This window comes from Pseudoalteromonas sp. SR44-8, assembly GCF_014163635.1.
In the GTDB taxonomy this organism is placed as follows: Bacteria; Pseudomonadota; Gammaproteobacteria; order Enterobacterales; family Alteromonadaceae; genus Pseudoalteromonas; species Pseudoalteromonas rhizosphaerae.
The window spans coordinates 112,713-131,777 of sequence record NZ_JACJDS010000007.1; the positions used below are offsets into that span (position 1 = coordinate 112,713).

Below are 19,065 nucleotides of genomic sequence, written 5' to 3' on the forward strand. Positions count from 1 at the left end.
TGGGTAAAACCGAGTAAACTATGCTTATTATATAATGCTTTTATTAAAAGCGATTCTAACCCAGTCGAGCACAGCTTGCACTGGTAAATTGGGTAAAGTTACTAATGTCAGAGCAAATTTCTCTTCAAGCCGAGGTGCCAACTGAGTTAGGCGGTAAACGTCTAGACCAAGTATTGGCACAATTGTTCCCTGATTATTCACGTTCACGTATAAAAACGTGGATTTTGGATGATAAAATCACCGTGGATGGTGAAATTTTAAACACCCCGAGAGAGAAACTCTTTGGTGGTGAAACAGTCAATGTTGAAACTAGCATTGAAGCCCCACGTGAATACTTAGCGCAAGATATCAAATTAAACATCGTTTATGAAGATGATGATATTTTGGTTATCAACAAACCTATGGGTTTAGTTGTGCACCCTGGTGCCGGTAATCCTGATGGCACAGTGCTCAATGCATTGTTGCATCATTATCCAGATATCATTAATGTTCCGCGCGCAGGTATTGTGCATCGTCTAGATAAAGATACTACCGGTTTGATGGTGGTAGCTAAAACAATTCAGGCGCAAACACATTTAGTTAAAGCATTACAGAAGCGTGAAAACTTCACGCGTGAGTATGAAGCAATTTGTAATGGCACCATGACCGCAGGTGGTATGGTTGAAAAACCAATTGGTCGCCATCCTACGCAGCGTACACACATGGCTGTGCATGAGCAGGGTAAACCAGCAATTACGCATTTTCGTGTTGCTGAAAAATTCCGTGCGCATACGCGATTACGTCTTCGTTTAGAAACTGGCCGAACTCACCAAATTCGTGTGCATATGGCATTTATTAATCATCCATTGATTGGTGATAAAGCCTATGGCGGTCGTCCACGTCCACCAAAAGGCGCAACACCTGAATTGTTCCAAATGTTACGTGAATTTAATCGTCAAGCATTGCACGCGGTAAAGCTAAGTATCGCACACCCAATTACGGGTGATATGATGACTTGGCAGGCGCCAATTCCTGATGACATGGTTGCCATGACGCACGTACTTCGTGAAGACACCAAAGCTAATCCAAATATCGATTTTTAAGCTGCTTTAATGCTTTATCCTAATTGGACAGCGCCAACCAATGTAGGTGCTCTCAGTACAACTCGTCAGGGCGGTGTATCGCATGCGCCTTTTATGAGTTTAAACTTAGGCCTACATGTGGGCGATGATCAGCAAGCGGTATTAACGAATCGCGCACTTTTAGCTGCTCAGCTTCCTAAAGCACCGGTGTGGCTTAATCAGATCCATAGCAGTGAAGTCGTTGTTGTGGATGAGTATTTTGACCCACAGGCTAATTATGATGCGGATGCGCTGTATACCCGATTAAAAAATCAACCACTGGCAATTATGACAGCAGATTGCTTGCCGGTTTTACTTACCAGTGAAAGTGGTGATGAGGTGGCTGCTATTCATGGTGGCTGGCGCGGTTTGCATGCGGGTATTATCGCTAATACTTTGCGTCACTTTAGCAGCCCTGCAGAACAAATTATAGCGTGGTTAGGTCCTGCCATAGGTGCTGCAAAGTTTGAGGTTGGCAGTGAAGTAAAAGCGCTTTTCTGTGAACAATCAGCATCTCATCACACTGCATTTGTGGCGCAGGCGGATGGTAAATATTTAGCGGATATTTATCTGCTCGCAACCACACAGCTTATTAATCTAGGCATAAGAAATATTAGTGGTGGTGAGTACTGTACAGTTAGCAATAGCGAACAATTCTTCTCATACCGTCGAGATGGTCAAACAGGCCGTATGGCTTCTTTGATCTGGCGCAAGTAATAGTCTATTCAGTGAGTATATTTTCTCCTAAGCCTTGATCAAAGTGCCGAGCATACCCATTAATTAAGTAATTAGTTTTTTTAATAGGTAACCCCTTATGCGTTTAGATCGATTTACCAGTAAATTTCAATCTGCGCTCTCTGACGCTCAGTCATTAGCGCTTGGTCGTGATCATCAATTTATTGAACCAGTACATTTAATGTATTCACTCTTGCAGCAAAGTGGCTCAAGTGTGCGTGCGTTATTAGCCCAAGCCAGTGTGAGTGCCGATGAACTTAATACCAAGTTATCACAAGAGATAGAAAAGCTATTTAAAGTGGAAGGTGTTGGCGGCGACGTGCAGTTGTCAAATAACATGGTTTCACTGATCAACTTATGCGATAAGTACGCGCAAAAGCGTAAAGATAAATACATCTCCAGTGAGTTATTTGTATTAGCAGCGTGTGATGATAAAGGGCCATTGGGTGATATCTTCCGCGCTTTAAATATGACCAGCACTAAAATAGAAGCAGCAATACAAGCTATTCGCGGTGGTCAAAAAGTTGATGATCCGAATGCCGAAGATACCCGTCAAGCGCTGAAAAAGTTTACTATCGATTTAACTGAGCGTGCAGAGCAGGGTAAACTTGATCCTGTTATTGGCCGCGATGATGAAATTCGCCGCACGATCCAAGTATTACAACGGCGTACTAAAAATAACCCCGTGTTGATTGGCGAACCCGGTGTCGGTAAAACCGCTATAGCTGAAGGGCTCGCGCAGCGTATTATTAATGGCGAAGTGCCTGAAGGCTTGAAAAACAAACGTGTGTTATCGCTTGATTTAGGAGCCTTGGTGGCCGGTGCAAAATACCGTGGTGAGTTTGAAGAACGTTTAAAGTCAGTGCTTAATGAATTGGCTAAAGAAGAAGGCCAAGTGATTTTGTTTATTGACGAAATTCATACTATGGTGGGCGCCGGTAAATCTGATGGTGCAATGGATGCGGGTAATATGCTCAAACCTGCATTGGCTCGAGGTGAACTGCATTGTGTCGGTGCTACAACCCTTGATGAGTATCGTAAATATATTGAAAAAGATGCCGCTTTAGAACGTCGTTTTCAAAAGGTGCTTGTTGAAGAACCATCAGTAGAAGATACCATAGCGATTCTTCGAGGCTTGAAAGAGCGTTACGAGTTACATCACTGTGTTGAAATTACCGATCCAGCCATTGTTGCCGCAGCGCATTTATCGCACCGCTACATTAGCGATCGCCAGCTACCGGATAAAGCCATTGATTTAATTGATGAAGCGGGTTCGTCTATTCGCCTACAAATCGATTCAAAACCAGAATCATTAGATAAATTAGAGCGCCGTATCATCCAGCTAAAACTCGAAGATAATGCACTTGCTAAAGAGAAAGATGACGCCAGCCAAAAGCGTCGTTCTGAGATGCAGGAGCTGATCACCGATCTTGAAGCCCAGTACCGTGAACTTGATGAAGTATGGACAGCTGAGAAAGCCTCTTTGCAAGGTACTCAAGTAATTAAGGCTGAACTTGAACAAGCGCGATTAGACTTAGATGTTGCCCGCCGTGCCACTGATCTACAACGTATGTCAGAGCTGCAATACGGCCGCATTCCAGAATTGGAACGTAAACTCGACTTAGCTTCACAAGCTGAAATGCAAGAAATGAGCTTACTTAAAAACCAAGTGGGTGAAGATGAAATTGCTGAGATACTTTCACGTTGGACTGGTATTCCTGTATCGCGCATGCTTCAAGGTGAGCGTGAAAAACTGCTGCAAATGGAAGAACATTTACACCATAAAGTGATCGGTCAAGACGAAGCGGTAGTGGCAGTGGCGAATGCGATTCGTCGTTCACGGGCAGGGCTTGCAGATCCAAATAGGCCAATCGGTTCGTTTTTATTTTTAGGCCCAACCGGGGTCGGTAAAACTGAGCTGACTAAAGCGTTAGCTGGATATATGTTTGATACTGAAAGCGCGATGGTGCGAATTGATATGTCTGAGTTTATGGAAAAGCACTCAGTTGCTCGCTTAGTTGGCGCGCCTCCGGGCTATGTTGGTTATGAAGAAGGTGGCTACTTAACAGAAGCTGTTCGTCGTCGTCCATATTCTGTAATTTTGCTTGATGAAATCGAAAAGGCACATCCTGATGTATTTAATATTCTGCTGCAAGTGTTAGATGATGGTCGTTTAACGGATGGCCAAGGTCGTACTGTTGATTTTAAAAATACGGTGATCATCATGACCTCAAATTTAGGCTCAGATATTATTCAAGAGCAAACCGGTAACAACGATTATGCAGCGTTAAAAGAAAAAGTGATGGGGGTTTTGGTTAATGAGTTTAGACCTGAATTTATTAACCGTATTGATGAAACCGTAGTATTCCACCCACTTGCTAATGAACATATCAAAGAGATTGCAGATATTCAGTTAAGCAAGTTACGTGAGCGCCTAACAGGAATGGGTTACTTGTTACAAATAAGTGATGCAGCTCTTGATCGAATTGCAGCCAGTGGTTTTGACCCGGTTTATGGTGCACGACCACTCAAACGGGCTATTCAACATACCATTGAAAACCCATTATCGCAGAAGTTACTCGCAGGTGAATATCAAAGTGGTGACATGATAGTAATTGATGCTGACGAAAATGGTTTAGTGTTCTCATCACGCTAACTGATTAACTGAGTTTTAAGGCCAGTGAATATGCTGGCCTTAAACTCGCTGCGAATAAAAAGTTATAAAGTAAATATTAAAGATAAACCCCTATCATTTAGCCGCGCTTAATTAAACCTTAAAAGTCAGTAAAATATCGTTAACTTTACGTGAGCCTTCGACAAGCTGTGCAGCACCTTTAGCGACATTAAAGCTCAACGTTAAGTTCTCGTCACTGTAACCTTTTATTTGTGTAATGTTGTCGCTAATATCGAGGCTGACAGTTTGTTGTTGCTCGGCGGCAGCAGATATTTGTGTCGCTAGTTGCGATATTTCACTTATTTGCGCGAAGATGCTATCCAGTTCAACTTGGGTATGTCCGGTGGTATTTACACATTCATCGGCTTGCGCCTTGGTGTTTTTCATGACCGTGGACCAGCTAAACAGGGTATCTTGAATTTCTTTAATAGAGCTATGAATTTGTGCAGTAGCACGTTGAGTACGAGAAGATAATGCACGCACTTCATCGGCAACTACCGCAAAGCCTCGGCCATGTTCACCAGCACGCGCGGCTTCAATTGCAGCATTTAATGCCAGTAAATTGGTTTGCTCTGCAATGCCTTCGATTTCAGTCATTACTTGACCTATTTTATCCGCCTCGGTTGCAAGGGAATTTGCGGTACTTGCTGCTTGTTCAACTTGTAAAGCAAGATCAGACACCATGGCACTATTGTCTGCAATGTGTAGTTTTATATCAGTGCAGCTTTGGTAAGTAATATTTACTTTTTCAGCGGTATGATGAGTGTTGCCCGATATTTCACCTATGGTTGCGCTCATTTGTGACATTGCGGTGGCCATTTGGCCAAGGCGTTGTCCTTGTGCGGCAATGCCTTTTTCAGTTAATGCTGATTGTTGGTCTAGATTAGCCGCAATACCGGTAAACGTGACAGTCGTATCTTTTACTCGTCCTAATACGGTACGTAATTTAGCATTAAGCATTTGCTGGTTATATTCACTAATACTAAATGGATAATGGCCGACATAGACATAGCGGGATACAGAATCATTATCTACCTTGAGCTGTTTCAGTGCTGCTGGTGTGAAAACTAATTCATCATAATTTAATAGCATAATTAGTAAACTAAATAGCGCGGTTATCAGTGCAACAGAAATAGATACAAAAGCTGCTAATAGTACTAAACCAATTAAGCCAATCAGTAGGGCTGCACTTTGGCGAACACCGACCCATTCACGCCAAGAAGACAACGATTTACCGGCATTTATTTTAGTGTATAGGCTTTGTGCTCGTCGTTTTAGTTGTTCGCTCGGTTTTGTTCGTACTGATTGATAGCCAACGAGTTGACCATGTTCAAAAATAGGAGTAACAAATGCATCAACCCAATAATAGCGGCCATCCTTGCAGCGATTCTTTACCATCCCGCGCCATGAATGGCCTTGTTTAAGTTTTTCCCACATTTCTTTAAATGCCGCTTTGGGCATATCTGGGTGGCGAACAATATTATGATTTTTGCCAATGAGTTCTTCAAGGTTGAAGCCAGCGATATTGCAAAATTCTTTATTCGCATAGGTTATCACTCCACGTACATCTGTAGTAGAGACGAGCTGCTGGTGATCTGAAAAGGTGACTTCTTCGTTTATTAACTGCTGACCCCGACGCATAGGTAGTCCTTAAACATGCTTTATTATTAGTGATGATTATAAAGTTCATACAAACGTAATGATAGCAGGTTCAGTGTTCACAGGTGCAAAATTGATCTTAAATAACTTTTTAGTGATCTAGAACAAAGAAACTTGTAAAAGCTGTATTCGTAATCGTGTAATTGCTGAATATATACATAGATATTATGGTTCTAGTTTGATAAGTCGGTAAGTCTCAGAGATGGATTGCAGATAGTAAACAATTAATTAGTCAGCATCTCGCATAACATTGGTGTCATTAAAGCAATTGTATATTAGCTCTTACAATGGCAAGATTAGTAAAAATTTGGGTGTTAGCTTAACGGCCCGCAGCAAGTTTGCTTTACAAACATACGGTGACCTTCTTGGTAAATAGTGGAAATTAGAGTTATGCCATTATTAAACCTTGAGTATTATCAATTTGCCCCCATTGACTTAGGATTAGGCCACGTGGCTCGAGGAAGCATTTTTGACTACACATGATTTAACTAAAGCGTTAGCAGCGCTAGCCCCAGAACAGCATAAATACGCAATTAAAGGCATTCAACGCGGTATTGAAAGAGAAGCGTTGCGGATCAAGCCAAATGGTGTAATTTCACAGCAAGGTCATCCAAAAGGGGTTGGTTGTGCGTTAACTAACGGGCATATCACCACTGATTTTTCTGAGTCTTTATTGGAGTTTATAACACCCGTTAGTGAATCTGCTGAAGAAACGTTAAATCAGCTACAAGACTTACAAAAGTTTACCCTATCGCAGATGGGCGATGAATTATTATGGCCTATCAGTATGCCGTGTTTTATAGAACACCAAGATGACATTGTATTAGCTCAATTTGGTGATTCTAATATTGGACGCATGAAAACCTTGTACCGCGAAGGTCTTAAAAATCGTTATGGCAGCATGATGCAAGCGATTGCCGGTGTGCACTTTAATATATCGTTTCCAGAGTCATTTTGGCTGAGCTTACAAACGATTAAAGGCGATACTGGCTCATTACAAGAGTTTATTTCGGCCGGTTATTTAGGACTGATCCGTAACTTCAAGCGAGAACTATGGCTGATCAGTTATTTATTTGGAGCATCGCCAGCGCTGTGTAATTCATTTTTACAAGGGCGCAGTACGGATCTTCCTTTTAAAAAGCTAGGTAAAGGCACGCTTTATCTTGAAGTGGGTACAGCTTTGCGCTTAGGTAATTTGGGTTATACCAACAGTGCTCAGTCATCACTAAAAGTATTGTATAACTCACTAGATGAATATGTAGCAGGATTAAAAAGTGCGATTCATTCACCGTCAGATATTTATGGTCAGCTTGCTGATTATAAAGATGCCCAGCCTAAACAATTGAATAAAAATGTATTGCAGATTGAAAACGAATTTTATTCGCCAATTCGTCCTAAGCGCAATGCTAAAAGTGGCGAAACACCGACCGACGCACTGTTACGTGGCGGTATTGAGTATATTGAAATCCGAGCTCTAGATGTAAATCCATTTGCAGCAACGGGAATTGATATTGAGCAAATTCATTTCCTAGATATTTTTCTGACTTATTGCTTATTGAAAGATTCTCCAACAATGGATTGGGATTCGCAACAGCGTAGCACCGAAAATTTAGATACGGTTGTAAGCCAAGGTCGCGCTTTAGAAGTGATGTTAAACCGCTCTGGTAATTCATGCAGTCTAGCAACGTGGGGAGCAGAGATCTTCGCACAGTTACAACAAGTTGCAGCCTACATGGATAATGCTTACGGCGTTAGCTATTACAGCGAAACGATTACTCGATTAAGCCAATGGATAGCAGATCCTGAATTAACATACTCAGGGCGCTACATTAGTCAACTGAAAGGGTCTGGTATTGATAATGGTTATTTTGCCTTATCGTTGGCAAAAAGTTACCAGCAACAACATCAAGATACGCCATATAAAGTGTATTCAGACAGCTATTTAAAACAACAAGCAGATCAGTCAGTTATTGCTGAACGCGAGTTGAAAGCCGCTGATAATCAAACATTTAATGCATTTTTAGATGATTATTTTGCCACTAAGTAAGTTTGTAGCTAAGTAAGCAGGCAAAAAAACGCAGCCCAAGTTGGCTGCGTAAAGATTCTTCAGGGATAAACAATGCTAAACTGCGCATTCATAAAATATGACTTATATTTTTATAAAAAGTTCAGCGAGCAACAAAAAAAATGAAAAATAGTTTAATTATTTTATCGCTGGGGGCTCTGTTAACTGGTTGCGCAACAGCCCCTCCAAAGCAACCTAATGATATATGTAAAATTTTTGAAGAAAAAAGCGATTGGTACTATGACGCAAAAGATGCCCAAGAAAAATGGGGCTCACCTAAACATGTACTAATGAGCATGATGTATCAAGAAAGCTCCTTTAAACACGATGCTGCACCGCCAATGGAATACTTTTTGTGGGTCATTCCCACAGGGCGAGCAAGTTCAGCTTACGGCTACTCACAAGCAAAAACTCCCACCTGGTCTGATTATATTCGTGAAACGGGTAATAGCGGCGCCGATCGCGATGATTTTGATGACGCTATCGACTTTATGGGCTGGTTTGTTTATAAAACTCATAAAGTTAATGGCATTTCGAAATGGGATGCCTACGCGCAATACCTAAATTACCACGAAGGCTGGGGCGGTTATAAACGCGGCACCTATAAAAATAAAAAGTGGTTAATGGCCGTGGCTAATAAAGTAAAAAATCGTGCAAGTCGCTATGCGGCTCAGCTTAAACGTTGTGAAGACGATTTAGATAAAGGGTGGTTAGAAAGGTTATTTAGCTGATCTGACAAGATTCAAGATTTTAAAAAGCCCGCACAGCGGGCTTTTTAGTATTAGTTTATTTCCCTGGGAATTGATGAATATGTACATCGCGCTGTGGGAATGGAATGGTAATATTTTCTTTATCGAAGGCAATTTTAACGCGTTCGTATAAACCAAAATACACTGGCCAGTAATTTTCAGAATCAACCCATGCCCAGACCAACATGCCGATATGGCTATCGCCATGCTGACTTACATGCACAACCGGTTGTTTTGCTTCATCTTTGAGTACTAACTCGTAGCTATTTAACACGCCCATTAGTACTTCTCGCGCTTTAAGCACATCATCACTGTAGCTAATACCAAACTCAATATCGACGCGGCGAGTTGGTTCTGCAAACTTGTTTTTTACACAGCCATTAGAAAGTGCACCATTTGGGATAATAATTTTTTCATTATCATAAGTGAGTAGTACGGTAACAAATATTTGAATTTCAACCACTTTACCCATATAGCCTTGGGCTTCAATGACATCACCAATTTTAAATGGTTTAAAAAATAAGATCAGCACACCACCGGCGAAATTCGCTAGGCTGCCTTGTAATGCCATACCGACCGCTAAGCCTGCAGCACCGAGCATAGCAATGAACGAGGTTGTTTCTATACCAATCATTGATGCGACTGAGATCAGTAATAGCAACTTTAAAATAACCGATAAGAAGGAGACCAAAAAATGACTTAATCCGGCTTCAAATTTTACCTTTGCCATTGATTTTTCAGCCATACTGGCAATACGGCCAACAAACCACCAACCAACAATTAAAACAAAGATTGCCAATAAAAATCGAGGGCCATAGGTCATTAGCATTTCAATCGCTTTGGTGTACAGGGTCTCGATAGAGATATCTTCCATTGCATTTTCCACATCTATAAAGTTACAAATATAATAGCCTAATAATTAACACTTTATAGAGAATAATGAACAAAAAATTTGTTGCGGGGATGAGCTGAGGGAGTAGAGTAACCATAGGTTACTCTACAGATATTGCTTATATTTTGCGCTTGTTCGCTTGAATGCGCACCAGTTTGATCATGTTCTCTTTTACTTCAACAACTTCAATCGGATAGCCTGCAATACGCAAACTCAAGTTGGCATCAGGAATGTCTTCTAAGTATTCGACAATTAAGCCACTTAATGTTTTCGGGCCATCAAGAGGGAACTCCCAATCCATTTCTTTGTTTAGATCGCGTACGTTAGCACCGCCATCAACTAAAAATGAGCCATCATCTTGTGACACAACTTCTTCACTTGGAGTACGTGTTTGCGTAGTGGTAAAGTCACCGACCACTTCTTCAAGAATATCTTCGAGGGTAACTAATCCTTGAATATCACCATATTCATCAACTACTAAACCGATACGCTCTTTTGATTGCTGAAATTTAAATAGCTGAGTATTGAGCGACGTACCTTCAGGAATAAAATAAATCTCACGAACTGCGCGAAGCAATGATGGTTTATCAAATTGCTCTTTCGTTAATAACCGCAGTGCATCCCGTGAGTGAATAAAGCCTACCGCATCATCAATTTGGTCACGATATAAAAGTACTCGCGTGTGTTGTGCATGGGTAAGCTGTTTACTAATTAGTTTCCAGTCATCATTGATATCAATGGCAACAATTTCGTTGCGCGGGATCATAATATCTTCGACAGTGACTTGCTCTAAATCTAAAATGGAGGTCAACATACTTTGGTGACGCGCGGGGATCAGCGCACCCGATTCATTCAGCACCGTTTTTAATTCTTCTTTACTCATGCTGTGCTCATCTATTTGTGCAGCACTAATACCAAATAGGCGTAATATGCCATTGGTCATCCAGTTAACGACGACGACGAATGGAAAGAGAATTTTTAGTAACCCTTTGAGTATCACCGAACTAGGAAAGGCAACTTTTTCAGGGTAAAGCGCAGCTAGCGTTTTAGGCGTTACTTCTGCAAATATAAGCACTACTAAAGTTAGTGCGCCAGTGGCAATAGCGATACCTAAATCACCATATAAACGAATACCGATAATGGTTGCAACCTGCGCGGCAGCAATATTCACCAAGTTATTACCGATGAGGATAAGGCCAATAAGTCTATCAGGACGGCTCAAAAGTTTGTTGACACGCTTTGCTGCGCGGTGATTTTCTTTAGCAAGGTGGCGTAAGCGGATTCTGTTAATTGACATAATGCCCGTTTCAGAACCAGAAAAATATGCAGAACAAAGTATGAGTATTCCAAGTATTATAAACAAAACACTTGTAGAGATGTCGTCCAAAGAAGGATCCTTTTTTATTTAACCAATGCGTATTAAGCGGGAGTGAGCTGCCTGAGTCAAGTTAAAACTTATTCAGGATCACCTCTTGCACAAAACGACTGCCAAAATAAGCCAGCGTTAAAACAAAAGCAGCAGCCATGATAGCTAGTACGACCGGTTTCCCACGCCAGCCTTGCTTTAAGTGACCAATTGTCACCGTTGCAAACATAGCCCAAGCAATTAATGATAAAACAGTTTTATGAATAAATTCACTAGCAAACATGCCATCAAGAAAAATAAAACCAGATAATAACGCTAAGGTTAACAAAACCGTGCCTAGCGTTAATAAGTGATAGAGTTGGCGTTCAACCACCATTAATGGCGGTAAATGGCTATGCACAATCGCTAAGTCTTTTCGTTTTAAACGTTTATCAATAAAGTAAAACTGTACGCCATATAAAGTGGCAATAATTAACACACAGTATGCAAGCAGGGAAAGCGAAATATGAGTGACTAAACCTATTTCAACATCAATACTTTGCAATAAAATATGATGCGGGATAAATAAGCTGGCAATTGTTAGCAAAGCAGCAAAGCCATAGACAACAGGTAGTAATAATGTGGCAGGGAATTTTAATGACACCGTAGTGACAGAGACCACAATCACCCAGCAGGTTAATAGTGATACATTAACAATACTTAAATCTTGGCCATCGGCGCGAAACACTGAATTCACCAGTAATAACATGTGCGCTAAAATTGCCACCGTGCTGAGGATAACCGTCAGCTTTTGGCTCGGACCTTGTTGGTGAAATAACCGAGACAGCACGTGAGACGTCGCGAAGATATAAAATAAACTGGCAATAATAGTTAAACTAATAATCAGCATAGTGCTTGGGCCACTCAATTTGAGTCAAATATTCCTTGTTAGAGTAAGGGCATTGTATTTTATAGTGAGGCAAATGCATAGAGTTTGTAAAAAGAAACTCAAACAGCCCACTTGAACACTGTATTGTGCGCCACCATTTACGGTATACTGTTTTTAATTAAAATTTTATTAATACTGATTATATGAAATCAGCGCTATTAATAGTAAGTGCTAAACTTGCGGCAATAACGTTGTTTGGGAAATTGGTATATCACGTTTGATCGGAACCTTTACATGTTTGAGAACCTCCAAGAACGATTAGGTAAAACCTTAAAGAATATCAGCGGCCGTGGACGCCTTACTGAAGACAATATAAAAGATACACTACGCGAAGTGCGTATGGCTTTTTTAGAAGCCGACGTCGCTTTACCCGTTGTTCGTGAGTTTGTTAAACAAGTTAAAGAGCGCGCGGTAGGTATTGAAGTAACTAAGAGCCTAAGTCCTGGGCAAGTGTTCATTAAAATCGTTCGCGAAGAGCTTGAAAAAGCCATGGGTGAAGCAAACGAAGAGTTGAGCCTAAACGCACAACCGCCAGCCGTTGTAATGATGGCGGGTCTGCAAGGTGCGGGTAAAACGACCAGTGTTGCTAAGCTTGCCAAATTTTTAAAAGAACGTAAAAAGAAATCAGTATTAGTAGTCAGTGCCGACGTTTATCGTCCTGCGGCTATTAAACAGTTGGAAACACTGGCCGATGAAGTAGGTGTTGAGTTTTTCCCAAGTGATATTTCACAACAGCCGGTTGATATTGCAAAGGCTGCTATTTCTCATGCGAAAAAGAAATTTATCGATGTTGTATTAGTTGATACCGCAGGTCGTTTGCATGTTGATAATGACATGATGGACGAGATTAAAAATCTTCATCATGCTATTAACCCAATCGAAACCTTGTTTGTGGTTGATGCCATGACAGGTCAAGATGCTGCCAATACTGCCAAAGCGTTTGATGAAGCATTACCTCTGACCGGTGTGATACTAACCAAGACTGATGGTGATGCGCGCGGTGGTGCTGCACTATCAATCCGTCATATTACCGGCAAACCTATTAAGTTTATGGGTGTTGGTGAGCGCACTGATGCGCTTGAGCCTTTCCATCCAGATCGTATCGCATCGCGTATACTTGGTATGGGGGATGTACTTTCATTGATCGAAGAAGTCGAAATGAAAGTCGATAAAGAGCAAGCTGCAAAAGTTGCTGAAAAAGTATTTAAAGGTGATGGATTTACTCTTGATGATTTTGCTGATCAATTAAAGCAAATGAAAAGCATGGGCGGCATGATGTCAATGCTTGATAAATTACCTGGTATGCAAAACCTGCCTGATGCAGTGAAAGGTCAGATGGGTGATAAAACCTTTATTCAGATGGAAGCGATCATCAGCTCAATGACGAAAAAAGAGCGTGCACGTCCAGAGATCATTAAAGGCTCTCGTAAAAAGCGTATTGCAGCGGGCTCTGGTACGCAAGTACAAGAGATCAATAAGCTGTTAAAACAGTTTACGCAGATGCAAAAAATGATGAAAAAAATGAAAGGTAAAGGCGGCATGATGAAAATGATGCGCGGCATGAAAGGCATGTTACCACCAGGAATGATGGGTGGCGGTGGCCCTAAATTTTAATGTTTTAACTGACGCCATGCAGATGTAGCTAATCAGTTAACTAAAAAGAGAGGCAAATAGCCTCTTTTTTTGTAGATAAATTATGCGTTGAAAGTTCTATATAGCCTGATTTAACGCGTAGATCATAGTTTAATCAACTTAACAGTCATTTCGAGTCACTTCTTACTTGCATTGTTGCTAAAAACTCGTACAATTCCCCAGCTCCCCATACTGGGGAGTAAATCTTATTAATGAAAACAGTCAATCTATTTAGAGGACGGTATGGTAACTATTCGTTTGCAACGTGGTGGCGCTAAAAAACGCCCTTTCTATCAAATTGTGGTTGCGGATAGCCGTTTCTCGCGTGACGGTCGCTTCATCGAGAAAGTAGGCTTTTTTAACCCAATTGCTAGTGGTCAAGAAGAAAAAGTACGTTTAGATTTATCTCGTGTAGAACACTGGGTAGGTCAGGGCGCATCTCTTTCAGATCGCGTAAATAAGTTAGTTAAAGACGCTCGTAAAGCGGCTTAATAGGCGTAAGTGTAACCATGAGTCAAGAGAACACCTCATCAATAATTGTCGTAGGAAAGCTCGGTGCCCCATATGGTATAAAGGGCTGGCTTAAGGTACATTCATTTACTGATGATCCCATAGGGATCTTCGATTTCAGCCCGTGGTTGATAGGGCAGCAAGGTAAATGGCAGACCTTAGAAGTGGTCGACTGGCGTCGCCACAACAAAGGCTTTATCGCTAAATTTGCGCAAGTAAACGATCGAGACGAAGCAATGGCTTATACCCATGCAGAAATCTCAATGGATGCAGCGCAATTACCAGAACTCCCGCAAGGTGAGTTCTATTGGCGAGATCTCATTGGCATGTCTGTTGTAACCGATAAAGGTTATGACTTAGGCATAGTTGATGACCTGATGGAGACAGGCTCAAATGACGTATTGGTTGTGAAAGCAAACAATAAAGATGCATTTGGCCAAGCAGAGCGTTTAATTCCGTTTTTAACTGATTCAGTTATCAAAGAGATTAAGCACGATGTAAAAGAAATTACAGTAGACTGGGATCCTGGCTTTTAATGAGTCAAACGAGTTCGTTGTGGGTAGGGGTTATCAGCCTTTTCCCGGACATGTTTGATGCCATTACAACGCAAGGTGTAACTGGTCGAGCAGTAAAAAATGGTCTGATCGACTTTAACTGCTGGAACCCACGAGATTATGCTATTGATAAGCATAGGACCGTGGATGATCGTCCTTACGGGGGCGGTCCAGGTATGTTAATGATGGTTGAACCACTAAAGCAAGCCATTCTTGACGCCAAACAGGCGGCAGGCGATGGTGCAAAAGTAATTTATATGTCCCCGCAAGGGCGCAAATTAGATCAGCAAGGGGCAAGCGAACTCGCAAGCTCTAAAAAACTGATTTTAATTGCCGGTCGCTATGAAGGTATAGACGAGAGAATAATAGAATCATACGTTGACGAAGAATGGTCAATTGGTGATTTTATTTTGAGTGGTGGTGAACTACCAGCCATGACATTAATTGACGCAGTAGCGCGATTAGTGCCGGGCGTATTAGGACACAACCAGTCAGCAGAGCAAGACTCATTTTCGGATGGCTTGCTGGATTGTCCTCACTATACACGGCCAGAAACATTGGACGACAAACAGGTGCCTGCTGTATTACTCAGCGGAAACCACCAAGAGATAGCAAAATGGCGGCTGATGCAGTCATTAGGCAGAACTTGGTTACGCCGTCCTGACTTGTTGCATAACCTAGCTCTGACTGAGGAGCAAGCGGTATTACTCGCGAAATTTCAGCAAGAGTACCAAAAAGCTTGTGGCTAGAAGACAGTTACACCTAGGAAAGTGAGAAACATAATGGCAAAAGTAAACCAAAATATTATTAAAGCGCTTGAAGATGAGCAGCTTAAAACAGACGTACCTGCATTTGGCCCTGGTGATACAGTGGTTGTACAGGTAAAAGTAAAAGAAGGTGCTAAAGAGCGTCTACAGGCCTTTGAAGGTGTTGTAATCGCTAAGCGTAACCGTGGTCTTCACTCAGCATTCACAGTTCGTAAAATTTCGAACGGTGAAGGTGTTGAGCGTGTATTCCAAACGCACAGCCCTCTTATCGATAGCGTAGCAGTTAAGCGTCGCGGTGCAGTTCGCCGTGCGAAACTTTACTATCTACGTGAGCGTTCTGGTAAATCTGCACGTATTAGAGAAAAACTTAACTAATACGCGCTGTTTATCAACGCAAAAAAACGGGTTGCAACCTTCGGGCTGCAACCCGTTTTGGTTTTTAGAGATAGTAAGTTAATTAGGGTAAAGTTATCGAATTAGAAGGCTAGTGAGGGTAAAGTTAAAAGATTAAGATCGCTCAACGTTAAAGTGATCACCATAACTTGATTAGAGCTCAGCTAAGTCCACAAGCAATATCCTAACAAGTACTACTCATTACATCGAATATAACTCAGTCATCCTTAAAGCATATGGCTTAACGCTTAAAGCTTAAACCCTCATTCTTTTGCTTATTTAGCCTTTTAACAACTAAGCGATCCTGTTAGTATTTATCGTATTGATTAGTTTACTTTTATGTAAATTTAAATGTACGAAATTGCAGTTTCTAAGGTGGTAGTCGCGTGGCGGATATAAAAGAGTTAGATAAGTTAAGAGAGGGGATCGATGAATGTGATGCCCAGTTGGTTGCACTGCTAGCTAGACGTAATAGTATTACCGAGCAGATCGGCGCAATCAAACAACAAACGGGTGCGCCACTGCATGCGCCTGATCGTGAAGCTACTTTATTAGCTGCTCGTCGCCAAGAAGCGATTAACCAAGGTGTTAATCCTGAATTGGTGGAAGATATCCTACGCCGTATGATGCGCGAAGCTTACCAAAATCAACAGGCTAAATTAGCATGTAGCGCGCCACAGTTATCACCTATTGTGATTGTTGGTGGTCAAGGCGCTATGGGGCAATTGTTTGCTCAGCAATTTATCCGCTCAGGGTATGAAGTTAGAATACTCGACAAAGAACAGCAAAGTAACGCGCAAGAAATATTAGCGGGTGCAAAACTGGTGATGATCAGTGTGCCAATTAATGCCTTAGAAACAGTGGTCACTGCCTTACCTAAGCTCGATGATGATTGTTTATTAGTTGATATTACTTCAGTTAAGCAAGCACCGTTAAAAGTATTAAAAGCAGTGCATAGCGGTCCTGTAGTCGGTTTACATCCAATGTTTGGTCCTGATATTTCTCATTGGGTAAAGCAAACAGTGGTGGTTTGCGAAGGCCGTAACCATGAGATTGCCCAAGGTTTATTATCGCAACTGCAAGTGTGGGGCTGTCAACTTGTTGAACTCGATGCGCAAAAGCACGATGAAGCTATGCAAATTATTCAGGTTATGCGCCATTTAACCACTTTTGTATACGGCCAGTTTTTAGCAAAACAAGGTCATACCCTCGAAGAGCTCCGCAGTTGTTCGTCACCGATTTACCAATTAGAGTTGATGATGGTAGGGCGCTTATTCGCACAATCACCAGAGCTTTATTCTGACATCATGCTAGCGCAATTTGATAACGTAGAGCCATTACTTGCACAATACCAAGACACGTTTGCAAGTACCTTGGCCAAATTAAAAGCGGGTGATAAGGCCGCTTTAATTGATTCATTTGCGGATGCAAAAGCATATTTTTCAGATGCTACTGCGCATTTCTTAACGCAAAGTCGCAGCCTGTTAAACAAAGCCAATGATGCGAAAGTACTTGATTGATAACCGCTGTGTGAAAAGTAGATAATGAAAAAGGGCTAATTTTAGCCCTTTTTTATATTTTACTTAGCGCTTAACTTTCTATATTCACAGCTTGCAGCGATTCACTTTGGTAACAGCCCAGTACGCGTACATATTGGGTGTGCTCTTTTAGCTCTTCTAAGGCTTGTTTAACATGGTTATCAACCAGGTTTGCTTCTAAATCCACATAAAATACTTCTTCCCACGGGTTGCCTGGGACTGGGCGTGATTCTAGTTTTACTAAGTTGATATTGTGTTCTTTGAAAATCATCAATGCATCAGCCAAAGAACCTGCTTGTTGCTTGGTTGCCATAATTAAACTGGTTTTAGTCGGGATCTGTTTTGATACATAAAGAGGCTTACGGGCAACCACAATAAAACGGCTATGATTTTCACGTTGATTCGCAAGGCCTGATTTAATTACTTCTAAACCCACATTTTTACCCGCTTGAGCTGAACCAATTGCTGCGCTATTAGGGGTATCTAATGCTAATTGCAGAGCGCTTGAGGTTGAATCGCAGGTTTCATGTTGAATATCACCTAAGCCTTGTAAAAAGCGACTACATTGAGCGAATGGTTGCGGGTGAGCAAAAATCTTACTGATCTGACTAAGCTCAGTACCCGGTGTGACCAGTAAACAATGTTCAACACTGTGGGTTACTTCACCAACGATGGAGACTTGTGCGTGTTGCAGTAAATCAAACACTTCGTTAATACTGCCTGAGCTGGTGTTTTCAATGGGTAATAAGCCAAAATCTGCTTGACCATTTTCAACTTTACCAGTGATCTGCTCAAAGCTAGAGCAGCCCATTTCAACAAGTTTACCTGGGCGACGGCTAAAATATTTATGACAAGCAAGTTGGCTGTATGAACCCTGACCACCTAAATAAGCAACACGGTGTGTTTCACTCATAGCATCTGGGTTTAAGTTCTTCTGTAACATGGCTTGTTGATTAAGTACTGAATCTTCTAAAATTGTTTGGAAAACGTTATTCACATAATAAGCGTCCAAACCAAGAGACTTACCATAACCGATGAGTTTCTCTAACAAGGCAAGTTCACGGGCCTCATCACGTATCGGTTTATTATTAGCAATCTTATATTCTACAACGCCGTGGCTAATACGGCGACGTTTTGCTAATAGCACTAATAGGTCAGAATCAATTTCATTGATATCGTGTCTAAGTGAATTAAGTACATCATTAGTCATTTTTGGGTTCCTCATTCCAAAAAATTACCTTTTGGGTAATAAAAACAAAAAAGCCTCCCAATTGGGAGGCTTTGCTATTCGGTTGATTTAATCTCGCAAACAGGTAAGCCTCTTCTATCTAAAGAAGCTAAAAAACGAAAAATGTAATTGCGAAAATATTATATTCATACTCTTAATGTATGGAGAGTGGGCTATAAAGTCAACACTCTAGCGGGTTTTATCGCCGCCAAAGGATAGTTTATTTTTGATATGGGATTTTTTCAGTAATTTCAACGAAAAATTTATAAATCTAA

General features: G+C 41.3%; 16 protein-coding genes. 11 read left to right on the plus strand and 5 right to left on the minus strand.

Features of this window, described 5'->3' with window-relative positions; translation table 11 throughout:
• The first annotated feature begins 104 nt into the window (after positions 1-104).
• From rluD to clpB, 3 genes are all read left to right on the plus strand, one after another.
• Positions 105-1,082: a 23S rRNA pseudouridine(1911/1915/1917) synthase RluD gene (gene rluD, locus H5183_RS05110; protein WP_182731098.1), complete on the plus strand. Its 978-nt coding sequence runs from the start codon at positions 105-107 to the stop codon at positions 1,080-1,082.
• 9 nt (positions 1,083-1,091) lie between these two features.
• Entirely contained in the window at positions 1,092-1,817 is a 726-nt protein-coding gene (pgeF, locus tag H5183_RS05115; RefSeq protein WP_145237218.1) for a peptidoglycan editing factor PgeF, read from the plus strand.
• Positions 1,818-1,914: 97 nt separating this feature from the next.
• Complete coding sequence (clpB, locus tag H5183_RS05120; RefSeq protein WP_149980795.1) at positions 1,915-4,491, plus strand: ATP-dependent chaperone ClpB; 2,577 nt, start codon at positions 1,915-1,917, stop codon at positions 4,489-4,491.
• A gap of 111 nt (positions 4,492-4,602) precedes the next feature.
• Here clpB and H5183_RS05125 read toward each other — a convergent pair whose 3' ends face one another.
• Complete coding sequence (locus tag H5183_RS05125) at positions 4,603-6,150, minus strand: PAS domain-containing methyl-accepting chemotaxis protein (RefSeq protein ID WP_182731099.1); 1,548 nt, start codon at positions 6,148-6,150, stop codon at positions 4,603-4,605.
• Between the two features lie 487 nt (positions 6,151-6,637).
• Here H5183_RS05125 and gshA point away from each other — a divergent pair, with 487 nt between their 5' ends.
• Together gshA and H5183_RS05135 are read left to right on the plus strand one after the other, a co-directional pair.
• Positions 6,638-8,215, plus strand: coding sequence for a glutamate--cysteine ligase (gshA, locus tag H5183_RS05130; protein WP_182731100.1), 1,578 nt, complete (start codon positions 6,638-6,640; stop codon positions 8,213-8,215).
• Positions 8,216-8,355: 140 nt separating this feature from the next.
• A complete protein-coding gene (locus tag H5183_RS05135) occupies positions 8,356-8,964 on the plus strand; it encodes a hypothetical protein (protein ID WP_145237206.1) in 609 nt (202 codons plus the stop codon).
• A 55-nt stretch (positions 8,965-9,019) separates the two neighbouring features.
• Here the strand turns inward: H5183_RS05135 and H5183_RS05140 are convergent, their stop codons facing one another.
• The 3 genes from H5183_RS05140 to H5183_RS05150 form a co-directional block, all read right to left on the minus strand.
• A complete protein-coding gene (locus tag H5183_RS05140) occupies positions 9,020-9,856 on the minus strand; it encodes a mechanosensitive ion channel family protein (protein WP_145237203.1) in 837 nt (278 codons plus the stop codon).
• Between the two features lie 136 nt (positions 9,857-9,992).
• Positions 9,993-11,261 carry an HlyC/CorC family transporter gene (locus H5183_RS05145; RefSeq protein WP_145237200.1) on the minus strand — a complete coding sequence of 423 codons (1,269 nt, stop codon included), beginning with the start codon at positions 11,259-11,261 and terminating at the stop codon, positions 9,993-9,995.
• 61 nt (positions 11,262-11,322) lie between these two features.
• Positions 11,323-12,129 carry an inner membrane protein YpjD gene (locus H5183_RS05150; protein WP_145237197.1) on the minus strand — a complete coding sequence of 269 codons (807 nt, stop codon included), beginning with the start codon at positions 12,127-12,129 and terminating at the stop codon, positions 11,323-11,325.
• 273 nt (positions 12,130-12,402) lie between these two features.
• Here H5183_RS05150 and ffh point away from each other — a divergent pair, with 273 nt between their 5' ends.
• From ffh to tyrA, 6 genes are all read left to right on the plus strand, one after another.
• Positions 12,403-13,782, plus strand: a complete 1,380-nt coding sequence (gene ffh, locus H5183_RS05155; RefSeq protein ID WP_145237194.1) for a signal recognition particle protein — start codon at positions 12,403-12,405, stop codon at positions 13,780-13,782.
• Between the two features lie 261 nt (positions 13,783-14,043).
• On the plus strand, positions 14,044-14,292 hold the full coding sequence (rpsP, locus tag H5183_RS05160) for a 30S ribosomal protein S16 (RefSeq protein WP_145237191.1): 249 nt from the start codon (positions 14,044-14,046) through the stop codon (positions 14,290-14,292).
• Between the two features lie 17 nt (positions 14,293-14,309).
• On the plus strand, positions 14,310-14,846 hold the full coding sequence (rimM, locus tag H5183_RS05165; RefSeq protein ID WP_145237188.1) for a ribosome maturation factor RimM: 537 nt from the start codon (positions 14,310-14,312) through the stop codon (positions 14,844-14,846).
• A complete protein-coding gene (gene trmD / locus H5183_RS05170) occupies positions 14,846-15,613 on the plus strand; it encodes a tRNA (guanosine(37)-N1)-methyltransferase TrmD (protein WP_145237185.1) in 768 nt (255 codons plus the stop codon). The genes rimM and trmD overlap by 1 nt, the downstream gene beginning before the upstream one ends.
• Positions 15,614-15,646: 33 nt before the next feature.
• On the plus strand, positions 15,647-16,006 hold the full coding sequence (rplS, locus tag H5183_RS05175; RefSeq protein WP_002962189.1) for a 50S ribosomal protein L19: 360 nt from the start codon (positions 15,647-15,649) through the stop codon (positions 16,004-16,006).
• Positions 16,007-16,410: 404 nt separating this feature from the next.
• Positions 16,411-17,544, plus strand: a complete 1,134-nt coding sequence (gene tyrA / locus H5183_RS05180) for a bifunctional chorismate mutase/prephenate dehydrogenase (protein ID WP_145237181.1) — start codon at positions 16,411-16,413, stop codon at positions 17,542-17,544.
• A 70-nt stretch (positions 17,545-17,614) separates the two neighbouring features.
• Here the strand turns inward: tyrA and H5183_RS05185 are convergent, their stop codons facing one another.
• Complete coding sequence (locus H5183_RS05185) at positions 17,615-18,772, minus strand: chorismate mutase (protein ID WP_145237178.1); 1,158 nt, start codon at positions 18,770-18,772, stop codon at positions 17,615-17,617.
• Positions 18,773-19,065 lie beyond the last annotated feature (293 nt).